The sequence below is a fragment of the Aequorivita aquimaris genome (assembly GCF_001573155.1).
Taxonomy (GTDB): Bacteria; Bacteroidota; Bacteroidia; order Flavobacteriales; family Flavobacteriaceae; genus Aequorivita; species Aequorivita aquimaris.
This window is the reverse complement of the sequence record NZ_JRWG01000002.1, coordinates 366,669-388,075: the sequence shown is the minus strand read 5'-3', so window position 1 is coordinate 388,075 and position 21,407 is coordinate 366,669. Positions and strand designations below refer to the sequence as shown.

Genomic DNA, 21,407 nt, shown 5'->3' with positions numbered 1-21,407 from the left:
ATTTTGACAAAGATAATAAGAGAATGTTGGGTTGGGCTCAGTGGAAACCTGTTTCTTTTTCAGTTAATTGGTTACCTTTGCACTTCATAAAAAATATGTATATGGGTAACGAAGCCGCGCCGCTGAATTTTATAGAACACATTATTGAAGAAGACCTTACCAAGGGCTATACAAAGGAACAATTGTGTTTCCGTTTTCCGCCTGAGCCGAACGGCTATCTTCACATTGGCCACGCCTCTTCAATCTGTTTGAATTTCGGTTTGGGTGAGCGTTACAACGCCCCGGTAAATCTTCGTTTTGATGATACCAACCCCGCAAAGGAAGAACAGGAATTTGTGGACGCCATAAAGCGCGACATTTCTTGGTTGGGCTATGAATGGGCTACGGAATGCTATGCTTCTGATTATTTTCAGCAATTGTACGATTGGGCGGTTCAACTGGTAAAGGATGGAAAAGCGTATGTAGATTCCCAAACTTCGGAAGCCATTGCGGAACAAAAAGGAACGCCGAACACGCCCGGAAAGCCAAGCCCTTTCAGAAACCGTTCCGTTGAAGAAAATCTCGATTTGTTCGAAAAAATGAAAAACGGCGAGACCAAAGAAGGCGAGCACGTGCTTCGCGCCAAAATAAATATGGAATCGCCGAACATGTTGATGCGCGACCCGGTTATGTACCGAACCATCAACAAACACCACCACCGCACGGGAACGGATTGGAAAATCTTCCCCATGTACGATTGGACCCACGGCGAAAGCGATTATATTGAGCAAGTATCTCATTCTTTCTGTACGCTTGAATTTCTGCCGCACAGAGAGCTTTACGATTGGTTTTTGGACCAAGTAGTCGATCCCAAGAAATTGCGCCCAAAACAGCGCGAATTTGCCCGTAGAAATTTAAGTCACACGGTTGTCAGCAAACGAAAACTTGCACAGCTGGTAAGCAGTGGTGTTGTTACGGGCTGGGACGATCCGCGAATGCCCACCATTTCTGGGCTGCGCCGAAGAGGTTATACGCCAGAATCGATTAAGAATTTTGCCGACAGTATTGGCGTTGGAAAACGTGAAAATTTGATAGATGTGTCGCATTTAGAATTCAACGTTCGTGAAGATCTCAACAAAAAAGCGCCGCGCATCATGGTGGTTTTGGATCCCGTGAAGTTGATAATAGACAATTATCCCGAAGGAAAAACAGAATGGCTTGAAGCCGAAAACAATCCAGAGGATGAAACTGCCGGAAGTCGCCAAGTACCCTTTTCAAAAGAACTTTTAATTGAAAGGGATGATTTTCTTGAGGAAGCAAACCGTAAGTTTTTTAGATTGACCCTTGGAAAGGAAGTGCGTTTAAAAAATGCCTATATCATAAAAGGCGAAAGTGTAGTAAAGGATTCCGAAGGAAACATTACCGAAATACATTGCACCTATGATCCGGATAGTAAAAGTGGAAGCGGTTCCGAAGCATCCTTACGAAAAGTAAAGGGTACGCTCCATTGGGTTTCTGCTGAACACGCCTTGCCAGTTGAAGTGCGTTTGTACGATCGCCTCTTCACCGAAGCTTCACCAGATACCAATAAGGAAAAGGATTTTATGGAGTTCATAAATCCAGACTCTTTGCAAGTTATTACTGGGTATGCAGAGCCAAGTGTAAAAGATTCCAAACCTGAGGATAAGTTCCAGTTTCAACGTTTGGGATATTTTGTGGTTGACAGGGATTCGACTGAGGAAAAAATTGTCTTTAACCGAACGGTTCCCTTGCGTGATTCTTGGGCCAAATTGGCTGAATAATTAACATTTCCATTAAAAAATATTTTCATTTTTAAGAGAAATTGGCTAAAATTTTCACTTTTTAAGACAATTTTATAGATTGAAAAATAACTATTAACCGGTTGTTAACAGCAATGCGGGAAGTCTCTATGTACCTTTGGAATTATTAACCAATAAAACATAGAATAATGGCATCAAATACAGGTCAAACACTACTTGCATTATTAACTGGAGCAGCGATAGGAGCTGGAATAGGAATTCTCTATGCGCCGGACAAAGGCTCAAAAACAAGAGATAAACTTAACAAAGAAGCTAGAAAAGCTCAAAAAAAACTTAACAAACAAATTCAAGAAACAAGTAGTACGCTTAGCGACAAGGCACAGCGTGCAAGAATTAGTTTTGAGCACAAGCTTAATGAAACTTTATCCTCTGCAAGCTATAAGGCTGACGATATTCTTTTGGCAATGGAAGACAAACTTGAAGCCTTAAGAAAACAGAATGCTAAATTACAGATAGACGCTCAGACAAATAAAGCGAAAGCCACAGCAAAAAAAGTAACTTCGTAATATGGCATTTAGTAGCCTAAAAGAAAGCCTCCATCAAGTAACCGACAGACTAGAAGATTATAGTGTAAGCATGGCGGAGTATTACAAACTCCGCCTCTTTAAATCTACTATGAAGGGTGCGGTGTCTTTGGTAAACCTATTAGTTTACGGCAGTCTTTTTTTGTTTGTATTTTTATTTCTTTCAATAGGAGCAGCCTTCTGGTTAGCAACTTTTTTTGAGCACGTATATGTTGGATTTCTATTGATAGGTGCATTTTACGGTATCATTCTTATATTTATGTTCATCTTCGGAAGAAAAATAATAGAGCGCAATATGCTGCACAAATTTTCAGGTTTGTTGTATGATGAAGATGATTTGGATCCTAAAGTTGCTACCGAAAATGAATTAAACGAATATCAACATACGCTTTCTGAAGAGAGAATTCAAAATGAAAAAATTTCAAATTAATATTTATGAAGCGATATACTACTTTTGAAGAAATAGATAGAGATTTGAAATATCTTAGGCTTAAGTCACAGATTGATCTTGAAGAAGTAAAACTGGGATTAAATCAAAGTAAGGAAACTATAAATGAAACCTTTTCCCCTATTAATCTAATTGCAGGTACTCTGGGTTCAATAATAAAAAAAGCATTTGTGCTAAAAGTTGTAGACAAGCTTATTGGGATTAAGCCTGTAAAGAAAAAGGAATATGATGATGATTAAAATCATTAAGCATTAAATTATACAAAAACAAAACCGCCCCTGAATATATTCAGAGGGCGGTTTTGTTTTAAGTTATCATGAATTAATAATTCAAATCTTCACCCTCTTCTGGGCGTGGCGGTGCTTGTCGCTTCGGCCTCTTTTTTGACACAATCCCTTTTTCTTCATTTTGTTTTTTCATCTGTTCGCCAATTTGGTTGCTAGCTACAAAAGAAGCAATCATATTATTGAGCATATCGCTACCGGCCTGGGGCGAATTGGGCAGTAGAATAAGGTTGGTATTGGTTTCTTCACCTATGGACTGTAAGGTATCATAATGTTGGGTAACCACTATCAAAGCAGAAGCTTCCTGACTATTTATGCCCACATTGTTCAAAACATCTACACTTTCTTCCAGGCCACGCGCAATTTCCCTACGCTGGTCTGCTATACCTTGACCTTGCAACCGTTTGCTTTCGGCTTCCGCACGAGCCTTTGCCACAATTTTAATACGCTCTGCCTCGGCTTCATATTCTGCTGCCACCTTCTCTCTTTCGGCAGCGTTTATACGGTTCATGGCAGCTTTCACTTGAATATCGGGATCAATATCGGTTACCAGCGTTTTGATAATATCGTATCCATAATCGCTCATGGCCTCATTCAGTTCTGCTTTTACAGCTATGGCAATATCGTCTTTTCTTTCAAAAACATCGTCCAGTTTCATCTTTGGAACTTCGGCTCTCACCACGTCAAAAACATATGAAGTTATCTGGTCGTGCGGATTCTCCAATTTGTAAAAAGCATCGTAAACTTTCAATTTCAATACTTGGAATTGTACCGAAATTTTCAATCTAACAAAAACATCATCCTTGGTTTTGGTTTCAACAATTACATCTAATTGCTGAATTTTCAAGTTGATACGTCCTGCAATACGGTCTATCAAAGGAATTTTTAGCTGTAATCCTGAATGTCTCATACTTTGAAACTTTCCAAAACGTTCTACTATTGCAGCGGTTTGCTGTTTTACTGTAAAAAAACTTGCTAGTAGGATGAACAATCCTACAATTAGTACCGGAACTAGAATAAATCCGCCCATAATTTTTAAAATATTAATGAATATATGTTGTGGAAGATACAAAATTAAAGCTATTTTCACGCCCCTAAAATATATCCCCTGTTATGAGTCTTAAAAAATTAATTTTTGCTACACTTTTTCTTTTCGCACTTCAACAAAGCTATAGCCAGCGCAATTATGACGGTTACAATTTTCTTGGAATACAGGGCGGAATTACCTTTTTCGATATTCAAACAGACGATTTGGTAACCCAACAACAGCAAGGTTTTACAGCTGGTTTTACAACACGGGGTGCCTTCAGAAACAATTTCGACTTAATTTATGGACTTAGTTTTCAAAGCGCTTCCGTGGGCGTGGAGGGGCGAAATCTTTTGGGTAACACCCAAAATATAGGCTATACTATTCAAGGGGTACAGCTTAATTTCTTGGGAAGTTATAATATTGTCGTTAAGCATTTGAGTCTTGAATTTGGCCCTATTTTCGATATAAATGGAAAGATGAAGCTGAAAGATGATAAGTATGAGGATTATATATTAACTGGATATAATACACTTACCGCAGCAGATATTCAGGATATTTCAAAATTTAATGTGCGCCTAGCTGCGGGGCTTACCGCTGGTTTGGAGCACTTCCGCATCAGCGCACAGTATCAATATGGTGTGACCAATATGCTTGGCGGTCTAAACGATAAAGGTTTGGAGAATGAAGATTTTAAAGGCAATAGTTCCACCATCGTTTTAATGGGGGTAATTTACTTTTAGCCCATATAATCAATTGCCTTTTTAATTCGGGCAACGCTTTCCTCTTTTCCTAAAATTGAAAGAATATCAAACACCTCGGGACCTTTCATTTCTCCTACGAGCGCCAATCGGAGCGGCATCATCACTTTTCCGAAGCCTATGTTTTCTGAAGTAATCCAACCTTTCACTTGTTCCGAAAGGTTTTCTGCGGAAAAGTCTTCCGTAGCATTTAAAATCGAAATTACCTTTTTAAGCAATACTGCTGTTTCAGCCTTAAAAGCTTTATCCGCGGCTTTCGCATCGTAAGTAGCTGGAGCCTCAAAAAAGAAACTTCCCTGTTCCCAAAGGTCGCTTACGAAGGTGGCGCGCTCTTTTAAAAGGGTAACGATTTTTCTTATTGTTTCTATTGGTTGTTGAGACAGGGCAATGCCCTGTCTCTCCACCGATAATCTGTTTAAATATCTTTCAAATTCGCTTGCCAATACTGCGTCATCAATCTTTTGCAAATACTGATGCTGAAACCATTTGGTCTTGTCAGGGTCGAATTTCGCTCCGGCCTTGTTGACTCTTTCCAGCTCAAAAGCATCAATCAATTCTTCTAAGCTGAAAATTTCCTGCTCCGTTCCGGGATTCCAGCCTAAAAAGGCAAGCATATTTACAACGGCTTCCGGCAGATAACCATCTTCGCGATAGCCTGAGAAAAGATCTCCTTCCGAAGTTTTCCATTCCAAAGGAAAAACAGGGAAACCCATTTTATCGCCATCGCGTTTGCTGAGTTTTCCGTTGCCTGTTGGTTTCAAAATCAACGGTAAATGCGCAAATTGTGGCGCCCTCCAGCCAAAAGCACGATACAACAAAACGTGTAGCGCCAAAGATGGCAACCATTCTTCACCACGAATAACGTGCGTAATTTTCATTAAATGGTCGTCCACAATATTTGCCAAATGGTAGGTTGGCATCCCATCACTTTTAAAGAGAACCTTATCGTCGAGAATGCTTGTTTCCACTTGCATTTCACCGCGGATAATATCGTTTAAATGAAGCGTTTCATCTTCGGGCGATTTAAAACGGATAACGTATTCTTCGTCATTTGCTATTTTCTGCTGGGTTTCTTCCGAAGAAAAAACCAACGAATTTTTCAGCTTTAAACGGTTGTGCCAATTGTAAATAAAGGTTTTTCCCTTTGCCTCGTGGTCCTTTCGGTGTGCGTCAAGTTCTTCGGAAGTATCGAAGGCATAGTAGGCATTTCCTGATTCAATTAAGGCATCTGCGTATTGTTTGTAAAGTACTTTACGCTCGCTTTGGCGGTATGGGCCGCAATCTTTTTCTTTGCCTGGGCCTTCATCGTAGGGAATATTCAGCCAATTCAACGCTTCAATAATATATGCCTCGGCACCTTCCACATAACGGTTTTGGTCGGTATCCTCTATTCGCAGTAGAAAATCGCCGCCGTGTTTTTTTGCGAATAAATAATTGAACAAAGCGGTGCGAACACCACCAATATGTAAAGGCCCTGTTGGGCTAGGGGCAAAACGAACCCGAACTTTTTGAGACATAATCTGCATTCTTTTTGTGAAATGGCAAAGGTACAATTCTGAAAGCGCATTTTAAAGTTATTGGAGAGCGCGGTTTTTTCTTTTTTTTGGAGCAATATTTGCGGCGTGGTTAGCACAAAATATTATTGTATTTTAGAAGTTTTGAATACACGGGAAAAAAATTATGAGCACTTTTAACATCATCCAGCAAAAACTGGAGGAATTTATCAAGAAATACTATACTAATGAGCTTATAAAAGGAGCCATCCTTTTCTTCGCCATTGGGCTGCTGTATTTGTTGATAACGCTGCTCGTTGAATATTTCCTTTGGCTGAATCCGTTGGGAAGGCGAATTCTGTTTTGGGCATTCATAGTTGTGGAATTGGCATTGTTTGTTCGGTTTATCGCTTTTCCGCTTGCGAAACTTTTCAAACTTCAAAAGGGAATTGATTACGAAGAGGCCTCAAAAATAATCGGAAACCATTTTCCGCAGGTAAACGATAAATTGCTGAATGTAATCCAGCTTAACCAAAACCGTCGCGAAAGTGAATTGCTTGCAGCAAGCATTGACCAAAAAGCTACCGAGCTGCAACCCGTTCCCTTCAAAAGTGCCGTAAATTTTAAAAAGAACGCCAAATATTTAAAATACGCGGCCATTCCGGTTTTGGTGTTTTTACTTTTCAGCGTTTTGGGCGGAATGGATATTTTTTCCAGCAGTTACAAACGTGTGGTACATTACGACACTGCCTTTGAACCACCCGCGCCATTCACTTTTATTGTGATGAACGACGATTTGAATGCAGTTGAAAACAAACCTTTCAACTTAAAAATTAGAACCGAAGGCACTGCGATTCCCGAAAATGCGAGTATAAATTACAACGGTGAAACCTATTATCTGCAGCAGACCTCACCAGGTTTGTTTGAATATACGTTTCAACAACCCGTGGAATCTATCGATTTCAGCTTAAAGGCGAATAAGGTCACTTCCCGGGAATATACCTTGGATGTTATAAAAACCCCTTCATTGCTCAATTTTGAAATGTTTTTGGATTATCCTTCCTATACGGGAAAAAGGGACGAAACCCTGAAAAGCACTGGAAACGCTACCATTCCCGAAGGGACACGTGTAAAATGGAATGTTGCTACGAAAAACACAAAAGCCGTTACTCTAAAAACTGCGGATACTTCTTTTTCATTTGCTTCGAAGGACGAAAATTTCAATTTTGAAAAGGGAATTTATAACAAGCTGGATTATGCAATTACCACTTCAAACGAAAAACTGAAGGATTATGAAAACCTTGCCTTCACACTGAATGTGGTAAAGGATCAATTCCCCGAGATTGAGGTGCAATCAAAACAGGACAGTACGAATACGCAACGGGTTTTCTTTTTGGGCCAAATATCGGACGATTACGGGCTCACCAAACTGAGATTGGTCTATTTCCCCGAAGGCGATGAAAAGCAGGCTAAAACACAGGCCTTGCCATTGAATAAAACCAATTTTGATCAATTCACTTATACATTTCCCGGCAACCTTTCTTTGACTGAGGGAGTTTCCTATGAATATTATTTTGAGGTTTTTGATAATGATGCTATCCATAATTTCAAATCCTCGAAATCGGGAATTTATTCCTTCAGAAAACTTACAAAGGATGAATTGGAAGATGAACAGCTTCAAAATCAGCAAAACGCCATAAAAGGGTTGGACAAATCTTTGGAAGAATTCAAAGATCAAAAACAAACGCTCGAAGAACTATCGCGAACCCAGAAAGAGAAAAATGAGCTTAACTACAATGATAAAAAGAAGTTGGAGAGCTTTCTACAGCGCCAAAAGCAACAAGAGGAAATGATGAAGAACTTTTCAAAAGAAATGAAAGAAGAACTTCAGAAGTTTCAGCCTGAAAACGAAGAAAAGGATTCTTTTAAAGAACAACTTGAAAAGCGTTTGGATGAAAATGAAGAGCGTTTAAAAGAAAATGAAAAGTTATTGGAAGAACTTGAAAAACTACAGGATAAAATAGCAAAAGAGGAGTTGACCGAGAAACTTGAAAAGCTTTCAAAACAAAACAAAAATCAAGAAAAAAACCTTGAGCAATTACTTGAGTTAACGAAAAGATATTACGTTGAAAAGAAAGCGGAGAAGTTAGCCGAGGAACTTTTTGAAATGGGAAAAGAGCAGGAGAAATTAGCAGACAAGCCCGTTGATGAAAATACCAAAGAGGCCCAAGAGGAACTCAATAAAAAATTTGAAGATTATAAAAAAGAGATGGACGAACTTCAGAAAGAAAATGAAGATCTGAAAAAACCTATAGATATTCCTGAGGATAAACCGACAGAACAACAAATTGATGAAGAACAAGAAAAAGCAACCGATAAGTTAAAGCAACAAAAACCTAACGATGCTGGAAAAAACCAGAAAAAGGCTGGCCAAAAAATGAAACAGATGAGTAAGGCTATGCAAATGCAGATGAAATCTGGACAAATGGAATCTATCGAGGAAGATGCCAAAATGCTTCGGCAGATCGTTGACAATCTTGTGGTTTTTTCATTTCAACAAGAAGATTTGATGGAAACCTTTAAAAAAATAGAATATGGAAATCCTATTTTTGGTAAAAAATTGAATGTTCAAAACGATCTTAAAACCAATTTTGAACACATAGATGACAGCATATTTGCACTTTCTCTCAGACAGCCTATGATTGGCACACAAATAAACACTTCCTTAACTGAAATTCAATACAATATTGACAAATCTTTAGAGCGATTGGCTCAAAATCAATCAAGACAAGGTATTGGTAATCAACAGTATACGGTTACAGGCGCCAATGATTTGGCGGTAATGCTGAGTGAAATTCTGAGCAATATGCAAATGCAGATGTCTATGTCTATGGGGTCTGGTTCTGGAAAGGGAACTCCCAAACCTGGTTCTGGAAGTAGTGGCGGATTTCAGCTTCCTGATATTATAAAAAAACAGGAAAGCTTAAGTGAAAAGATGAAAGAAGGAATGAATAAAGGAAAAAAGGGTTCTAAAGGCGAAGGTGAAGGAGAGGGCGACGGTGATGGCAGTGGCGACGGCAATGGTGAGAATGGAGAGAACGGAAGAGATGGAAAAAACGGAAATGAAAAGGGTGATAACAAAGAAGGTAATGGGAACAGTGAAGATTTGAATGGAGAGCTTTTCGAAATTTTTAAGCAACAACAAGATCTCCGAAATCAACTTCAAGACAGATTAAGTAAAGAGGGCCTAAATGGAAAAGGAGGAGATTTGCTAAAGAAAATGGAAGGTATTGAACAACAATTGCTGGATAAAGGTTTTAACCAGAATACCCTTCAGCAAATGCTCAATCTAAAATATGAATTACTAAAACTCGACAAAGCAGATTTGGAACAGGGACAGGAAAATAGAAGAGAATCACAAACTAATAGAAAAGATTTTCGAAATAACGTTCAGCTCGCCCCTGATGATATAAAAAAATACTTTAACACTACTGAAATCTTGAATCGCGAGGCTCTACCTTTGCAACAGGATTATAAGACTAAAGTTCAGGAATATTTTAAGAAAAAAGATGATTGAGTTTAATTATTTAACCGATTTCAGATGTGAGAATGAATCTAATCTTAAAGACTGGATTCTGAATATTATAAATTCTGAAGGACGTGAAGAAGGGGACATTATATATATTTTTTGCGATGATAAATATTTGCATAAATTAAATATTGAATTTTTAAATCATGACACGCTTACCGATATCATAAGTTTTGATTATGGAATGGACAAACAAATAAATGGCGAGATTTATATTTCTATAGAACGTGTTTTAGAAAATTCAGTGGATTTCAAAACCAAATTTGAAGACGAATTACACAGAGTCATGATCCATGGGATACTTCATTTTTGTGGTTATAAAGACAAAAGTGATAATGAGGAAAAACTGATGCGCAAGAAAGAAGACGAATCACTTCAAAAGCTCTCGGAAATCGATTAAATAGTTTCACATTTTATTTACTTTATAATTAGATAATTATTGTAATTTTGCACCCCTTTTAAAAAATTGATTTAATGAAAATGTTCCACGTGGAACAATAGTGATATGTTTCCAAAAGAGTATGATGTAATTGTTGTTGGTGCTGGCCACGCAGGATCTGAGGCTGCTGCCGCTGCCGCCAATATGGGTTCCAAAACCCTATTGGTTACAATGAACTTACAAACAATAGCGCAAATGAGTTGCAACCCGGCAATGGGGGGCATAGCAAAGGGACAGATTGTTCGAGAAATTGATGCTCTTGGCGGCTATAGCGGAATTGTGTCTGATAAAACTGCAATTCAATTCAAGATGCTCAACAAATCAAAAGGACCCGCTATGTGGAGTCCTCGGGTTCAGAGTGACCGCATGCGTTTTGCCGAAACTTGGCGGATTATGCTTGAGCAAACTCCAAATCTAGATTTTTATCAGGAAATGATCTCAGGAATTATTGTTCAAAATGGAAGAATTAAAGGGGTTAGAACTTCACTGGGTTTAGAAATTAAAGCTAAAAGTGTTGTCCTAACAAACGGAACTTTTTTAAATGGATTAATTCATATAGGGGATAAGCAATTTGGGGGCGGACGAGCGGGAGAAAAAGCCTCCACTGGAATAACCCAGGATTTAATAAATTTGGGTTTCGAGGCAGGAAGAATGAAAACGGGAACGCCTCCGAGAGTAGATGGTCGCTCATTGGATTTTTCCAAAATGATAGAACAGCCTGGTGATGATGTTCCCGAAAAGTTTTCTTTTTCTGATGAAACTGCACCTTTAAAGAACCAGCGCTCATGCCATATGAGTTATACTAGTTTAGATGTACACGATATTTTACGTGAAGGGTTTGATAGATCGCCAATGTTCAACGGTGCAATCAAAAGTATTGGCCCACGATATTGCCCCTCCATTGAAGATAAAATAAATCGTTTTGCGGATAAGGACAGGCACCAACTTTTTGTAGAGCCAGAAGGATGGGACACGGTAGAATATTATATTAATGGATTTTCAACCTCCTTGCCGGAGGATATTCAGTTTAAAGCCTTGCGTCAAGTTGCTGGTTTTGAAAACGTGAAGTTTTTTCGCCCCGGTTATGCTATTGAGTACGATTATTTTCCGCCAACGCAACTGAAACACACTTTGGAAACAAAATTAGTTCCAGGCTTGTATTTTGCCGGACAAATCAATGGCACCACGGGCTATGAAGAAGCGGCTTCCCAAGGTTTGATGGCAGGAATAAATGCACATTTAAAAGTTCACGAAAAGGAACCTTTTATACTTCAAAGGAATGAGGCTTATATAGGCGTGTTGATTGATGACCTTATTACCAAGGGAACGGAAGAACCCTACCGAATGTTTACTTCGCGTGCGGAATACAGAACTTTGTTGCGACAAGATAATGCCGATTTTAGGTTAACGCCAAAAGCATTTGAAATTGGATTGGCAAGCGAACAGCGTATGCGTAAAATGGAAAAGAAGAAAGAAAAGGCAAGTGCTTTTGTTCAATTTTTTAAAGAAACCAGTGCAGCTCCGGAAGAAATCAACCCGATATTTCTTGCGCGGGAATCTGCCTTGGTAGATCAAAGTGACAAGATGTTCAAATTCTTTTCACGGCCTGAAGTAACGATGGAGGACATGAAGAAGATTCCTTCGGTAAAAAAGTATATTGAGGAAAATGGTTTGGACACTGAAATGATTGAACAAGCCGAAATCCAGGTTAAGTATTCAGGGTATATTGATAAGGAAAAGAACAATGCAGACAAATTAAATAGGCTGGAAGGTTTAAAAATTCCCGCTTCCTTTGATTATTCAAAATTAAAGTCGCTTTCCTTTGAGGCCCGTGAAAAACTCACAAAAATTAAACCCGCAACCGTTTCGCAGGCATCAAGAATAAGTGGTGTCTCGCCAAATGATGTTTCGGTTCTTTTGGTGTATATGGGGCGTTAGGGCCATTGTTTCACGTGGAACACTTTCCTTCTGATCCCTGAGCTTCATTAAAATCTATTTAATAAATTAAACCTTTCTGCTTGCAAAATCACGAAAAGAAATATTTATCGGTTAAGGATTACTTGGTTTCAGGAGAAACGTTTGAGTTGGTACACGATACCGATTCGGATTTTCTGAAAACCTTTCCGCAGCCAAAAATTGAGGAACTTCCTAAATATTATGAAAGCCAGGAATACATTTCGCATACCGATGAAAAGCGCGGTTTGATTTCGAGCCTCTACCAATTGGTTAAAAAATGGTCCCTTCAAAAAAAGGCTAAATTGATTTTACAACAACATGGGGAGGTTGGTTCTTTGTTGGATGTCGGGGCGGGTACCGGAGATTTTTTAAAAGTTGCAAAAGTAAAAGGTTGGCAGGTTCACGGAATGGAGCCAAACAAAAATGCCGCAAAATTGGCTTTGGAAAAAGGCATTGACTTGAAAGCTTCCTTAAATGATTTTGAAGGCAAGCAATTTGACGTGGTTACACTTTGGCATGTTTTGGAACATATTCCAGATTTGGAAGAGACGATTTTAAAATTAGCAGCATTGGTGAAACCACAGGGCACCTTAATTATAGCAGTTCCAAATTTCAAAAGTTTTGACGCAAGGTATTACGGGAAATTTTGGGCGGCTTATGATGTTCCTAGGCACCTTTGGCACTTTTCAAAAGAATCCATGAAAAATCTTTTTGCGGAAAATTTTCATCTAAAAAAAATAGAACCTATGATTTTTGATTCGTTCTATGTAAGCCTTCTTTCCGAAAAGTATAAAACAGGTAGAAAATTTTCTTTGAAGGCTTTTTGGATTGGTTTATTATCAAATATAAAAGCAAAACACTCAAAGGAGTATTCTTCGCAAGTCTATTGCTTCAAAAAATCCATTTAAACGATTTTGCGCTCTTTTAAGGCGCAAAAGTAAGGAAATGGACTCTCATATAGGATTATCGAGAGTTCTTTTCTTAAAACAAAGGATAAGCAGCGGTTAATAATAAATGAAATTTATAATAATTAAATTGATATAAGATTCACTTATGCAAATTCAGGCTGATGGATCAGCCGGGTCAATTTAATGGAAAGATCAGTAAAAATTATTTTCGCATTTCCATTTCGCTCAATGTGGTACGAGGCATCTTCCAAAGCCGAAATAATTCCGAAAATATTATTCTGATGTACAAAAGGGGCAAATTTCGGAAGTGAAAAAGTGGCATCCTTCGCTTCAAAAAACAAAAGTGGATCCGCACTGTAATTTTTCAAAAGCGCTTGGCGAAATACTTCAATACAATAATTGAAAAATTTCTTTTGCGTTTCCCGACCCTGCGAAGCAAGTTCATCGCTCCAGTCCAGTAGATTATTTATGGCACCTTTGTTTCCTTTGGCCCTAAATGCGGTGCGTACCCAACTGATAAACCATTTCTCAAAAATTTCATCCTCTCCAGTTTCTTCCTGTAATTGTAGCGCTTTGTTATAATCGCCTCGTGCTCTACGGGCAAGCTGAGCTGCCAACTGTTCCTTTATTTTTAAATTCGTTGTGAGAGCTGCGGCAATATCTGTTTCGGATAACAACGGAAATGTTAACTTTTGGCAACGGGAACGAATGGTGGATATAATCTGCTCTTCCCGTTCCGTCAATAGCAGCAGTAAAGTTTTTTCCGAGGGTTCTTCCACGAGCTTTAGGATTTTGTTGGCGCATTCACTGTTCATATTATCCGCCATCCAGATAATCATCACTTTATAACCTCCCTCAAAAGCTTTTAATGATAGTTTTTTTGAAATGTTTTCAGCCTCATATTTGCTGATATTGCCTTGTTTTTTCTCGAGTCCCAGACTCTGTAGCCATTCAAAAAGAGAGGCGTACGGGTTATTTAAAACAAAATTGCGCCAACCTTCAGCATAATTGTCTGAAATAGCATTTTTTTTCGCGATATCACTCGTGTTTACAGGATACACAAAATGAAGATCCGGATGCATCAATTTTGAAACCTTGTTTCTGCAGGAAATATATTCGGCACTGCCCTTTTCGTATTGGCTACTGAGTACCTCTGACGCATAAGCTATTGCCATTGGTAATAAACCGCTGCCATTAACGCCCGAAAACAGCTGTGCGTGCGGGATTCGGCCGTTTTCAACAGTTTTTACAAGGTGAGATTTTATATGCTTGTGACCAATTACTTCTGAAAAATCCATTCGCAAATCTAAGCAATTTTACAGTTCCTTGAAGCGCAAATTTTATATTCCATATTTACTTGTCAAACCTTTGAAAATTATATTTAACCCCGAGATTCCGCCGTGCGGGGAACATCAAAAAAACTATATTTGCAGATAAAATTTTGAAGAATGAAAACAGTTAACGATATTAATTTTAAAAGCAAAAGGGCTTTGATTCGTGTGGATTTTAACGTGCCGCTCGATGAAGACTTTAACGTAACCGATGACACCCGAATGGTCGCCGCAAAACCTACTATCCTCAAAATTCTTGAGGATGGCGGTAGTTGTATACTAATGTCCCATCTTGGTAGGCCAAAAAATAGGGAATCGGAATTCTCCCTGCAACATATTGTGAAACCACTGTCAAACATTCTCGGAGTACAGGTAAAATTTGTAGATGATTGTATAGGGGAAAAGGTAGAAAACGCCGTAGCCGATTTAAAATCTGGCGAAATTTTATTACTGGAAAATCTGCGCTATTATGAAGAAGAAACCAAAGGAGACTCTGCGTTTGCTGAAAAACTCTCAAAACTTGGAGATATATATGTAAATGACGCTTTTGGAACTGCACATCGTGCCCACGCTTCAACAGCGATTATTGCTGAATTTTTCCCTGAAAACAAATGCTTCGGCCTTTTGCTTGCTTCGGAAATTGAAAACGTGAATAAAGTGCTGGAAACCAATGAAAAACCGGTTACCGCTATTATTGGAGGCGCGAAGGTTTCCTCGAAAATCACGATTATAGAAAACATACTCGATAAAATTGACCACTTGATTATCGGTGGTGGAATGGCTTTTACATTTATAAAGGCCCAAGGTGGTAAAATAGGCAGTTCTCTGGTTGAAGATGATAAACAGGAACTTGCCTTGGAAATTTTGGAAGAAGCAAAGAAGAAGCAAGTTTCGGTACATTTGCCCGTTGACGCTGTAATTGCCGACAGTTTTTCCGAGACCGCCGATACAAAAATTTCAGCTATAGATGAAATTCCGGAAGGCTGGATGGGGCTGGATGTGGGGCCCATGACGAATGAAAATTTTGCAGAGGTACTTATCAATTCCAAAACTATTCTGTGGAATGGTCCTGTGGGCGTCTTTGAAATGGAGAAGTTTGCCGAAGGCACCAAAATCTTGGGCAATACTATAGCCAAGGCAACTCAAAATGGAGCTTTTTCACTAGTCGGGGGCGGTGATTCTGTGGCGGCAGTCCAAAAATTTAACCTCGCAGATAAGGTGAGTTACGTATCTACAGGAGGGGGCGCAATGCTGGAAATGCTTGAAGGAAAAACCTTGCCTGGTATCAAGGCGCTATTGCAATAAAAGTTAAATATCACGAAATAAGCATTTTGAGCGTGAAATTTGTGTAATTTCGCGAAATCATTATTTTTGATAAAATTTTTTATTTAAAAAGGCGTTACATTTTTTTAGGAATTCAAATAAATTAACCCTTGAAAAGGTATTAATCAAGCGAGTTTGTTATAATCCCCCAAACGCAATTAAAAGCTGATGAAACTAAACAAAATCTTTCCCCTTGTGCTGTTGCTGGCCTGCAGTATAAGTTTTGCCCAACAGGGTAAAAAGAACAGCAAAAAGTTGAACACGAAAAAAGTTCAGGTAATCGATTCTATTAAAGTCTCAAAAATTGCTGAAGAATTGCCTTCCACAGTAGTGGCTACTTCCCTTAAAGACAGTACTATATTCGATTTAAAGGATATGGCGCTAGCCCGTAAAAAGGACAGTCTATGGCTAAAGGAGTTGTATAAATCAGATCTTTTTGAAGATATCTATAACAGTGTCGTGAATCAGGAGTACGATATGGTGGATTATGACGAATTACCCACCGAGGTTCTGAAACAACGCTTAAAAGACCTAGATGCACGCACCCCATTTAAAGTAGAGTACAATCCTTCCCTGGAAAGTGTTATCAAGCATTATCTAAAGAATCGTCGCGGAAGTTTGGAGCGGCTTATGGGGCTAAGTGAATATTACTTTCCTATGTTTGAACAGGAGCTGGATCGACATAATTTACCTTTGGAATTAAAATATCTGGCTATTGTGGAATCTGCCTTGAATCCACGGGCACAGTCAAGGGTTGGCGCAACGGGACTTTGGCAATTTATGTACCCAACCGGTAAAATGTTTGGACTTGATGTAAGCTCTTATGTTGATGAAAGATCTGACCCTATTATGGCCACTGAAGCCGCCTGCAAATATTTAAAGAGCCTAAACGCAAGCTTCAACGATTGGGATTTGGCACTCGCCGCCTATAATTCCGGTCCAGGAAATGTTTCAAAGGCTATTCGCCGTTCAGGTGGAAAGACAAACTACTGGAATCTTCGCAACTATCTTCCACGTGAAACCGCTGGATATGTTCCCGCATTTTTGGCCACTATGTACATTTTTGAATATGCACAGGAGCACGGTTTTCAAAAACGTCCACCGAGAATCCCTTATATTGCAACCGATACCATTAGGGTGAAACAGCAAATTACGTTAGATCAAGTAGCTAAACTTACCAATCTTGACAAAGAAGAATTGGAATTTTTGAATCCTTCCTATAAGTTGGGAATTATCCCTGTGGTAAAAGATGAAAATTACATGCTTCGTCTTCCATTGACTGCCGTAGGTACTTTCGTGACCAACGAAGATGCCATCTACGCCTTTGCACAGAATGAACAGGAAGATGCCGAAAAGCCAATGCCCGAACTCTATGAGCAACCAGAAAAAATACGCTACCGTGTAAAAAGGGGTGATTATTTGGGTAGAATTGCTGAGAGATATGGAGTGGGCGTTAGCCAGATTAAAAGCTGGAATGGAATGCGCGGTAATACACTAAAGGCGGGACAGAATTTGATAATTTATCCTAAAAAGAGCGCTCAGGATATTGCCAGCAATGCACCGGCACAATCTCAGAGTGTCTCTTCGGAAAAAACATACACCGTGCGCAATGGAGACTCATTATGGAGCATTTCGCAAAAATTTCCCGGAGTTTCGGTTCAAAATATCAAAAAATGGAACGATATTAGTGGCAATAACATAAAGCCCGGAACTAAACTTAAAATATATAAAGGATAGTTCCTAAAACATCCTTTACATGAAAATAATTAATATCGCATTGTTAGCGCTAATTGTTGCTTTCTCTTCTTGCAACAGTGGCGGTAAAAAGGACAAATCACTAGTTCCCAACTCGGTTGGCAACATAAATGCCCTTCAGATTATCACGCCAAACGATCTTTGGAATGGCATTGTAGGTGAAGCTATCCGCAATAACTTTGCAGCTCCTACCGATGGTCTTCCCCAAGACGAACCGCTTTTTTCCATGAATCAAATGTCGCCTGAATCTTTTACGGGGTTTGCCCGTAGTAACAGGCTTTTTTTATATGTGGTTTTGAGTGATGAAGACAAAGTATCCATCACGACAGATGAATATGCAAAACCTCAGGCGGGAGCTATCATAAAAGCAACTTCCGAAGAGAAATTAGTAGAACTGATCAATAAAAATGCCCCCCAGATAATAGAAAAGTTCCAAGCTTCCGAAATAAAGGAAAGACAGCGCAGAACCGCTATTTCGTTAATGAAGACCGATTCGCTTAAAAAAGCTATGGGCGTAACTATGCAAATTCCAAGCGCTTATAGAATTGCAAAGGCAACCGACAGTTTTTTCTGGATGCGGAAAGATTTAAAGGATGGAACAACAAACATTTTGGTATATCAAGTCCCTCTTTCAATGATTGATAACGACAGCACTGCCGTGGGCGACATCATTAAAATCCGTGATTCAGTGGGCAGCAAGCTGCTACCCGTGGAGGACGATGGCCAATTTGTTACCGAAGATGCCTATGCTCCGTACCTTTTCACTACAAAAATAGACGGAAAATTTGCGTATGAAACCAAAGGCACTTGGGAAGTAAAGGACGATTGGATGGGTGGACCCTTTGTAAATTATGCTGTACGTGATGAAAAAAATAACCGTTATTTAATACTTGAAGGCTTCACTTACGCCCCTGCAGTTTCTAAAAGAGATCTTCAGTTTGAGCTAGAATCAATATTGAAGTCGGCCAAAATTGAGTAAATTTCGAATAAAGCAATAAAAAAGAGCCTTTCAATTTTAAACTGAAAGGCTCTTTTTTTATGGGTGTAAAAAAATATTATTTGTTATCGTCTATCTTCTTGTCTGCAGGTTCTTCTTTGGAAGCATCCTTAAATTCCTTAAGTCCGCTACCCAGACCGCGCATAAGTTCTGGAATCTTCTTTCCCCCGAAAAGTAATAACACGATCACAACAATCAATACAATCTGCCAAGGACCAATAACACCTAAAGGAATAAACAATGCACTCATGATTTTAAAAATTTAATTACGCAAAGGTAACAAGAAATGTTTAGATACAACGTTTTGACACTAACTTTAGCGTGTAGGGCTTCAGTTTATTTTATATTTGTAAAAAGCAATTGCAGTTTATGACCCAAAAAGAAAAAAGAGCCAAAAAGTTCAGAAGGAAGCTTTTGCACAAATATCGACTGGTAATCCTGAACGAGGAAACCTTTGAGGAGCGCTTTTCCTTTAAACTGAATAGGCTGAACGTATTCGTTTTTAGCACGCTTTTCGCATTGTTTCTTATTTTGGCAACCACGGTAATCATTGCTTTTACGCCCCTTCGTGAATATATTCCGGGCTATTCTTCCACCGCGCTTAAAAAACGCGCTACGCAATTGACTTACAAAACAGACTCGCTGCAGCAGATTCTCGATGTAAATGAGCAATACCTCGCGTCTATCAAAAAAGTGCTCACAGGCGACGTAAAAACGGTTAATTTCAACAAGGATTCCCTCATTGAAGTGGCAAAAACGGATCCTTCGGTTTTAATACGCACTTCCCGCAAAGATTCACTCCTGCGCGAGACCGTTGCAAAGGAAGACAAGTATAACCCCCTTACTGCCCGTCAAGTGCCACAATATACACTTTTTGCACCTGTAAAGGGAACCATTACCGAAGGCTATGATTCAAAGGCCAAACACTATGCGGTAGATGTGGTAACGGCAAAAAATTCACCCGTTAAGGCCGTTGCGGATGGTACTGTCATTTTCGCCGAATGGACGGTCGCTACGGGATATGTAATTATTTTGAAGCACGACAATAATCTCATTTCGGTATATAAACACAACGCAATGCTTACCAAGGAACAGGGCGAAATTGTGAAAGCCGGCGAAGTAATTGGTACCGTTGGCAATACGGGCGAGCTCACCACGGGCCCGCATTTACATTTTGAACTTTGGCGCGATGGCTTTCCAATAAACCCAACAAGTTTCATCGATTTTGATTGATAGCCTATGTCCCTAAAATCCGTTTCAGCTAAAATATTCTCAAAAATTGTCGCGCTCCGAATTCAAAAATGGGCCAAAAATCCCGTTGAAACACAACAAAAGGTTTTTGAAAAATTAATTTTAGAAGCAAAGAATACTGCTTTCGGAAAAGACCACGATTTTAAAAACATATCTTCATTTGAAGATTTTGCGGCGAAAGTCCCCATTCGCGATTACGAAGCATTGAAACCTTATGTAGAACGTGTGGTTTCAGGGGAAGAAAACATATTGTGGCCCGGCAAGCCGCTCTATTTTGCCAAAACTTCCGGAACTACTTCGGGCGCCAAATACATTCCGCTTACCAAGGAATCCATGCCCCACCATATTGAGGCTGCGCGCAACGCAATTCTTTGCTACATTAACGAAACCGGAAACGCAGATTTTGTGGACGGCAAAATGATTTTTCTGCAGGGAAGCCCCGAAATGCAGGAAAAGAACGGCATTAAATTGGGTCGGCTGTCGGGTATCGTAGCACATTACGTGCCCGCCTATCTTCAAAAAAACCGTTTACCGAGCTGGGAAACCAACTGCATCGAGAATTGGGAGACCAAAGTGGACGCTATTGTCGAGGAAACCAAAAGTGAGGATATGACCGTCATCAGCGGCATTCCGTCGTGGGTGCAGATGTATTTTGAAAGACTTCAACAAAATACCGGGAAGAAGGTTGGCGACCTTTTCAAAAACTTCAACCTGTTTATTTACGGTGGCGTAAACTATGAGCCCTATCGCGCCAAATTTGAAAATTTAATAGGAAGAAAAGTGGACAGCATCGAGCTGTTTCCGGCCAGCGAGGGCTTTTTCGCCTTTCAGGACAGCCAAAAGGAAAAAGGAATGTTGCTGCTTTTGAATTCGGGAATTTTTTATGAATTTGTGGAAGCAAGTAGTTTTTTTGACGAAAATCCAAAACGATTGACCATTGGCGAAGTGGAAATAGGCATTAATTACGTGATGATAATTTCAACAAACGCGGGGCTTTGGGCCTATAATTTGGGCGATACTGTCCAATTCACTTCAACAAAACCGTATCGCGTAATTGTTTCGGGAAGGATAAAGCATTTCATTTCGGCCTTTGGCGAGCACGTGATTGGAAAAGAGGTGGAAGAGGCGATGAACAAAGCCATTTCAAAATTTAATTTTTCCATTACCGAATTCACCGTGGCGCCCCAGATAACGCCTTCCGAAGAAAAACTGCCGTACCACGAATGGCTTGTAGAATTTGAAAATGCTCCCGATGACCTTCAAAAGGTCGCTGAGTTTTTGGATGCCGAAATGCAACGGCAAAATTCCTATTATTTCGATTTAATTGAAGGGAAAGTGCTTCAACCCTTAAAAATTTCTTCACTTAAAAAGGACAGTTTCCAAGAATTTATGAAATCTGAAGGCAAGCTCGGCGGCCAAAACAAGGTACCACGCCTTTCCAACGACCGTAAAATTGCAGATGCATTACTTCAAATACAGCCTCAAAATTAGTGTTATCTTT

Annotated in this window: 18 protein-coding genes; 14 read left to right on the top strand and 4 right to left on the bottom strand. The window is 39.4% G+C overall.

Going from position 1 to position 21,407, the window contains the following annotated elements:
- The first annotated feature begins 101 nt into the window (after positions 1-101).
- The 4 genes from LS48_RS04530 to LS48_RS04515 all read left to right on the top strand — a co-directional run bounded on the left by LS48_RS04530 (position 102) and on the right by LS48_RS04515 (position 3,031).
- Entirely contained in the window at positions 102-1,781 is a 1,680-nt protein-coding gene (locus tag LS48_RS04530) for a glutamine--tRNA ligase/YqeY domain fusion protein (RefSeq protein WP_062620696.1), read from the top strand.
- Between the two features lie 167 nt (positions 1,782-1,948).
- Entirely contained in the window at positions 1,949-2,326 is a 378-nt protein-coding gene (locus LS48_RS04525) for a YtxH domain-containing protein (RefSeq protein WP_062620382.1), read from the top strand.
- Between the two features lies 1 nt (position 2,327).
- Positions 2,328-2,774, top strand: coding sequence for a hypothetical protein (locus LS48_RS04520; protein ID WP_062620379.1), 447 nt, complete (start codon positions 2,328-2,330; stop codon positions 2,772-2,774).
- Between the two features lie 5 nt (positions 2,775-2,779).
- Positions 2,780-3,031 carry a DUF6327 family protein gene (locus LS48_RS04515; RefSeq protein WP_062620376.1) on the top strand — a complete coding sequence of 84 codons (252 nt, stop codon included), beginning with the start codon at positions 2,780-2,782 and terminating at the stop codon, positions 3,029-3,031.
- Between the two features lie 82 nt (positions 3,032-3,113).
- Here the strand turns inward: LS48_RS04515 and LS48_RS04510 are convergent, their stop codons facing one another.
- Complete coding sequence (locus tag LS48_RS04510) at positions 3,114-4,106, bottom strand: SPFH domain-containing protein (RefSeq protein WP_062620694.1); 993 nt, start codon at positions 4,104-4,106, stop codon at positions 3,114-3,116.
- 83 nt (positions 4,107-4,189) lie between these two features.
- Here LS48_RS04510 and LS48_RS04505 point away from each other — a divergent pair, with 83 nt between their 5' ends.
- Entirely contained in the window at positions 4,190-4,846 is a 657-nt protein-coding gene (locus LS48_RS04505) for a hypothetical protein (RefSeq protein ID WP_062620374.1), read from the top strand.
- Here the strand turns inward: LS48_RS04505 and gltX are convergent.
- A complete protein-coding gene (gene gltX / locus LS48_RS04500) occupies positions 4,843-6,381 on the bottom strand; it encodes a glutamate--tRNA ligase (RefSeq protein ID WP_062620371.1) in 1,539 nt (512 codons plus the stop codon). The genes LS48_RS04505 and gltX overlap by 4 nt on opposite strands.
- A gap of 163 nt (positions 6,382-6,544) precedes the next feature.
- Between gltX and LS48_RS04495 the strand changes: the two genes are divergently transcribed.
- The 4 genes from LS48_RS04495 to LS48_RS04480 all read left to right on the top strand — a co-directional run bounded on the left by LS48_RS04495 (position 6,545) and on the right by LS48_RS04480 (position 13,249).
- A complete protein-coding gene (locus LS48_RS04495; RefSeq protein WP_062620368.1) occupies positions 6,545-9,934 on the top strand; it encodes a DUF4175 family protein in 3,390 nt (1,129 codons plus the stop codon).
- Positions 9,927-10,346, top strand: a complete 420-nt coding sequence (gene ybeY / locus LS48_RS04490; RefSeq protein WP_062620365.1) for an rRNA maturation RNase YbeY — start codon at positions 9,927-9,929, stop codon at positions 10,344-10,346. The genes LS48_RS04495 and ybeY overlap by 8 nt, the downstream gene beginning before the upstream one ends.
- A 105-nt stretch (positions 10,347-10,451) precedes the next feature.
- Entirely contained in the window at positions 10,452-12,323 is a 1,872-nt protein-coding gene (mnmG, locus tag LS48_RS04485; RefSeq protein WP_062620363.1) for a tRNA uridine-5-carboxymethylaminomethyl(34) synthesis enzyme MnmG, read from the top strand.
- Positions 12,324-12,403: 80 nt separating this feature from the next.
- Complete coding sequence (locus tag LS48_RS04480) at positions 12,404-13,249, top strand: class I SAM-dependent methyltransferase (protein WP_062620359.1); 846 nt, start codon at positions 12,404-12,406, stop codon at positions 13,247-13,249.
- A 143-nt stretch (positions 13,250-13,392) separates the two neighbouring features.
- Here LS48_RS04480 and LS48_RS04475 read toward each other — a convergent pair whose 3' ends face one another.
- On the bottom strand, positions 13,393-14,547 hold the full coding sequence (locus tag LS48_RS04475) for a DNA polymerase III subunit (RefSeq protein WP_062620357.1): 1,155 nt from the start codon (positions 14,545-14,547) through the stop codon (positions 13,393-13,395).
- A 150-nt stretch (positions 14,548-14,697) separates the two neighbouring features.
- On the opposite strand from LS48_RS04475, the gene LS48_RS04470 reads away from it, so the two are divergent.
- The 3 genes from LS48_RS04470 (at position 14,698) to LS48_RS04460 (ending at position 18,637) form a co-directional block, all read left to right on the top strand.
- Positions 14,698-15,885, top strand: a complete 1,188-nt coding sequence (locus tag LS48_RS04470) for a phosphoglycerate kinase (RefSeq protein ID WP_062620354.1) — start codon at positions 14,698-14,700, stop codon at positions 15,883-15,885.
- Positions 15,886-16,071: 186 nt separating this feature from the next.
- Entirely contained in the window at positions 16,072-17,640 is a 1,569-nt protein-coding gene (locus LS48_RS04465; protein WP_045080396.1) for a LysM peptidoglycan-binding domain-containing protein, read from the top strand.
- A gap of 19 nt (positions 17,641-17,659) precedes the next feature.
- The gene (locus LS48_RS04460) at positions 17,660-18,637 is read left to right on the top strand and encodes a DUF4837 family protein (RefSeq protein WP_045080397.1); all 978 of its coding nucleotides are present in this window, start codon (positions 17,660-17,662) and stop codon (positions 18,635-18,637) included.
- 76 nt (positions 18,638-18,713) lie between these two features.
- Here the strand turns inward: LS48_RS04460 and tatA are convergent, their stop codons facing one another.
- Entirely contained in the window at positions 18,714-18,905 is a 192-nt protein-coding gene (gene tatA, locus LS48_RS04455; protein WP_045080398.1) for a twin-arginine translocase TatA/TatE family subunit, read from the bottom strand.
- Positions 18,906-19,024: 119 nt separating this feature from the next.
- On the opposite strand from tatA, the gene LS48_RS04450 reads away from it, so the two are divergent.
- Together LS48_RS04450 and LS48_RS04445 are read left to right on the top strand one after the other, a co-directional pair.
- On the top strand, positions 19,025-19,888 hold the full coding sequence (locus tag LS48_RS04450) for a M23 family metallopeptidase (protein ID WP_062620352.1): 864 nt from the start codon (positions 19,025-19,027) through the stop codon (positions 19,886-19,888).
- 6 nt (positions 19,889-19,894) lie between these two features.
- Entirely contained in the window at positions 19,895-21,397 is a 1,503-nt protein-coding gene (locus LS48_RS04445) for a GH3 auxin-responsive promoter family protein (RefSeq protein WP_062620349.1), read from the top strand.
- Positions 21,398-21,407 lie beyond the last annotated feature (10 nt).

Bases quoted from the DNA above. Each gene is read 5' to 3' on its own strand.
- LS48_RS04520 (WP_062620379.1), top strand. From the start codon at position 2,328: ATGGCATTTAGTAGCCTAAAAGAAAGCCTCCATCAAGTAACCGACAGA.
- ybeY (WP_062620365.1), top strand. From the start codon at position 9,927: ATGATTGAGTTTAATTATTTAACCGATTTCAGATGTGAGAATGAATCT.
- LS48_RS04495 (WP_062620368.1), top strand. From the start codon at position 6,545: ATGAGCACTTTTAACATCATCCAGCAAAAACTGGAGGAATTTATCAAG.
- LS48_RS04515 (WP_062620376.1), top strand. From the start codon at position 2,780: ATGAAGCGATATACTACTTTTGAAGAAATAGATAGAGATTTGAAATAT.
- LS48_RS04465 (WP_045080396.1), top strand. From the start codon at position 16,072: ATGAAACTAAACAAAATCTTTCCCCTTGTGCTGTTGCTGGCCTGCAGT.
- LS48_RS04475 (WP_062620357.1), bottom strand. From the start codon at position 14,547: ATGGATTTTTCAGAAGTAATTGGTCACAAGCATATAAAATCTCACCTT.
- LS48_RS04530 (WP_062620696.1), top strand. From the start codon at position 102: ATGGGTAACGAAGCCGCGCCGCTGAATTTTATAGAACACATTATTGAA.
- gltX (WP_062620371.1), bottom strand. From the start codon at position 6,381: ATGTCTCAAAAAGTTCGGGTTCGTTTTGCCCCTAGCCCAACAGGGCCT.
- LS48_RS04470 (WP_062620354.1), top strand. From the start codon at position 14,698: ATGAAAACAGTTAACGATATTAATTTTAAAAGCAAAAGGGCTTTGATT.
- LS48_RS04460 (WP_045080397.1), top strand. From the start codon at position 17,660: ATGAAAATAATTAATATCGCATTGTTAGCGCTAATTGTTGCTTTCTCT.
- tatA (WP_045080398.1), bottom strand. From the start codon at position 18,905: ATGAGTGCATTGTTTATTCCTTTAGGTGTTATTGGTCCTTGGCAGATT.
- LS48_RS04510 (WP_062620694.1), bottom strand. From the start codon at position 4,106: ATGGGCGGATTTATTCTAGTTCCGGTACTAATTGTAGGATTGTTCATC.
- mnmG (WP_062620363.1), top strand. From the start codon at position 10,452: ATGTTTCCAAAAGAGTATGATGTAATTGTTGTTGGTGCTGGCCACGCA.
- LS48_RS04445 (WP_062620349.1), top strand. From the start codon at position 19,895: ATGTCCCTAAAATCCGTTTCAGCTAAAATATTCTCAAAAATTGTCGCG.
- LS48_RS04450 (WP_062620352.1), top strand. From the start codon at position 19,025: ATGACCCAAAAAGAAAAAAGAGCCAAAAAGTTCAGAAGGAAGCTTTTG.
- LS48_RS04525 (WP_062620382.1), top strand. From the start codon at position 1,949: ATGGCATCAAATACAGGTCAAACACTACTTGCATTATTAACTGGAGCA.
- LS48_RS04505 (WP_062620374.1), top strand. From the start codon at position 4,190: ATGAGTCTTAAAAAATTAATTTTTGCTACACTTTTTCTTTTCGCACTT.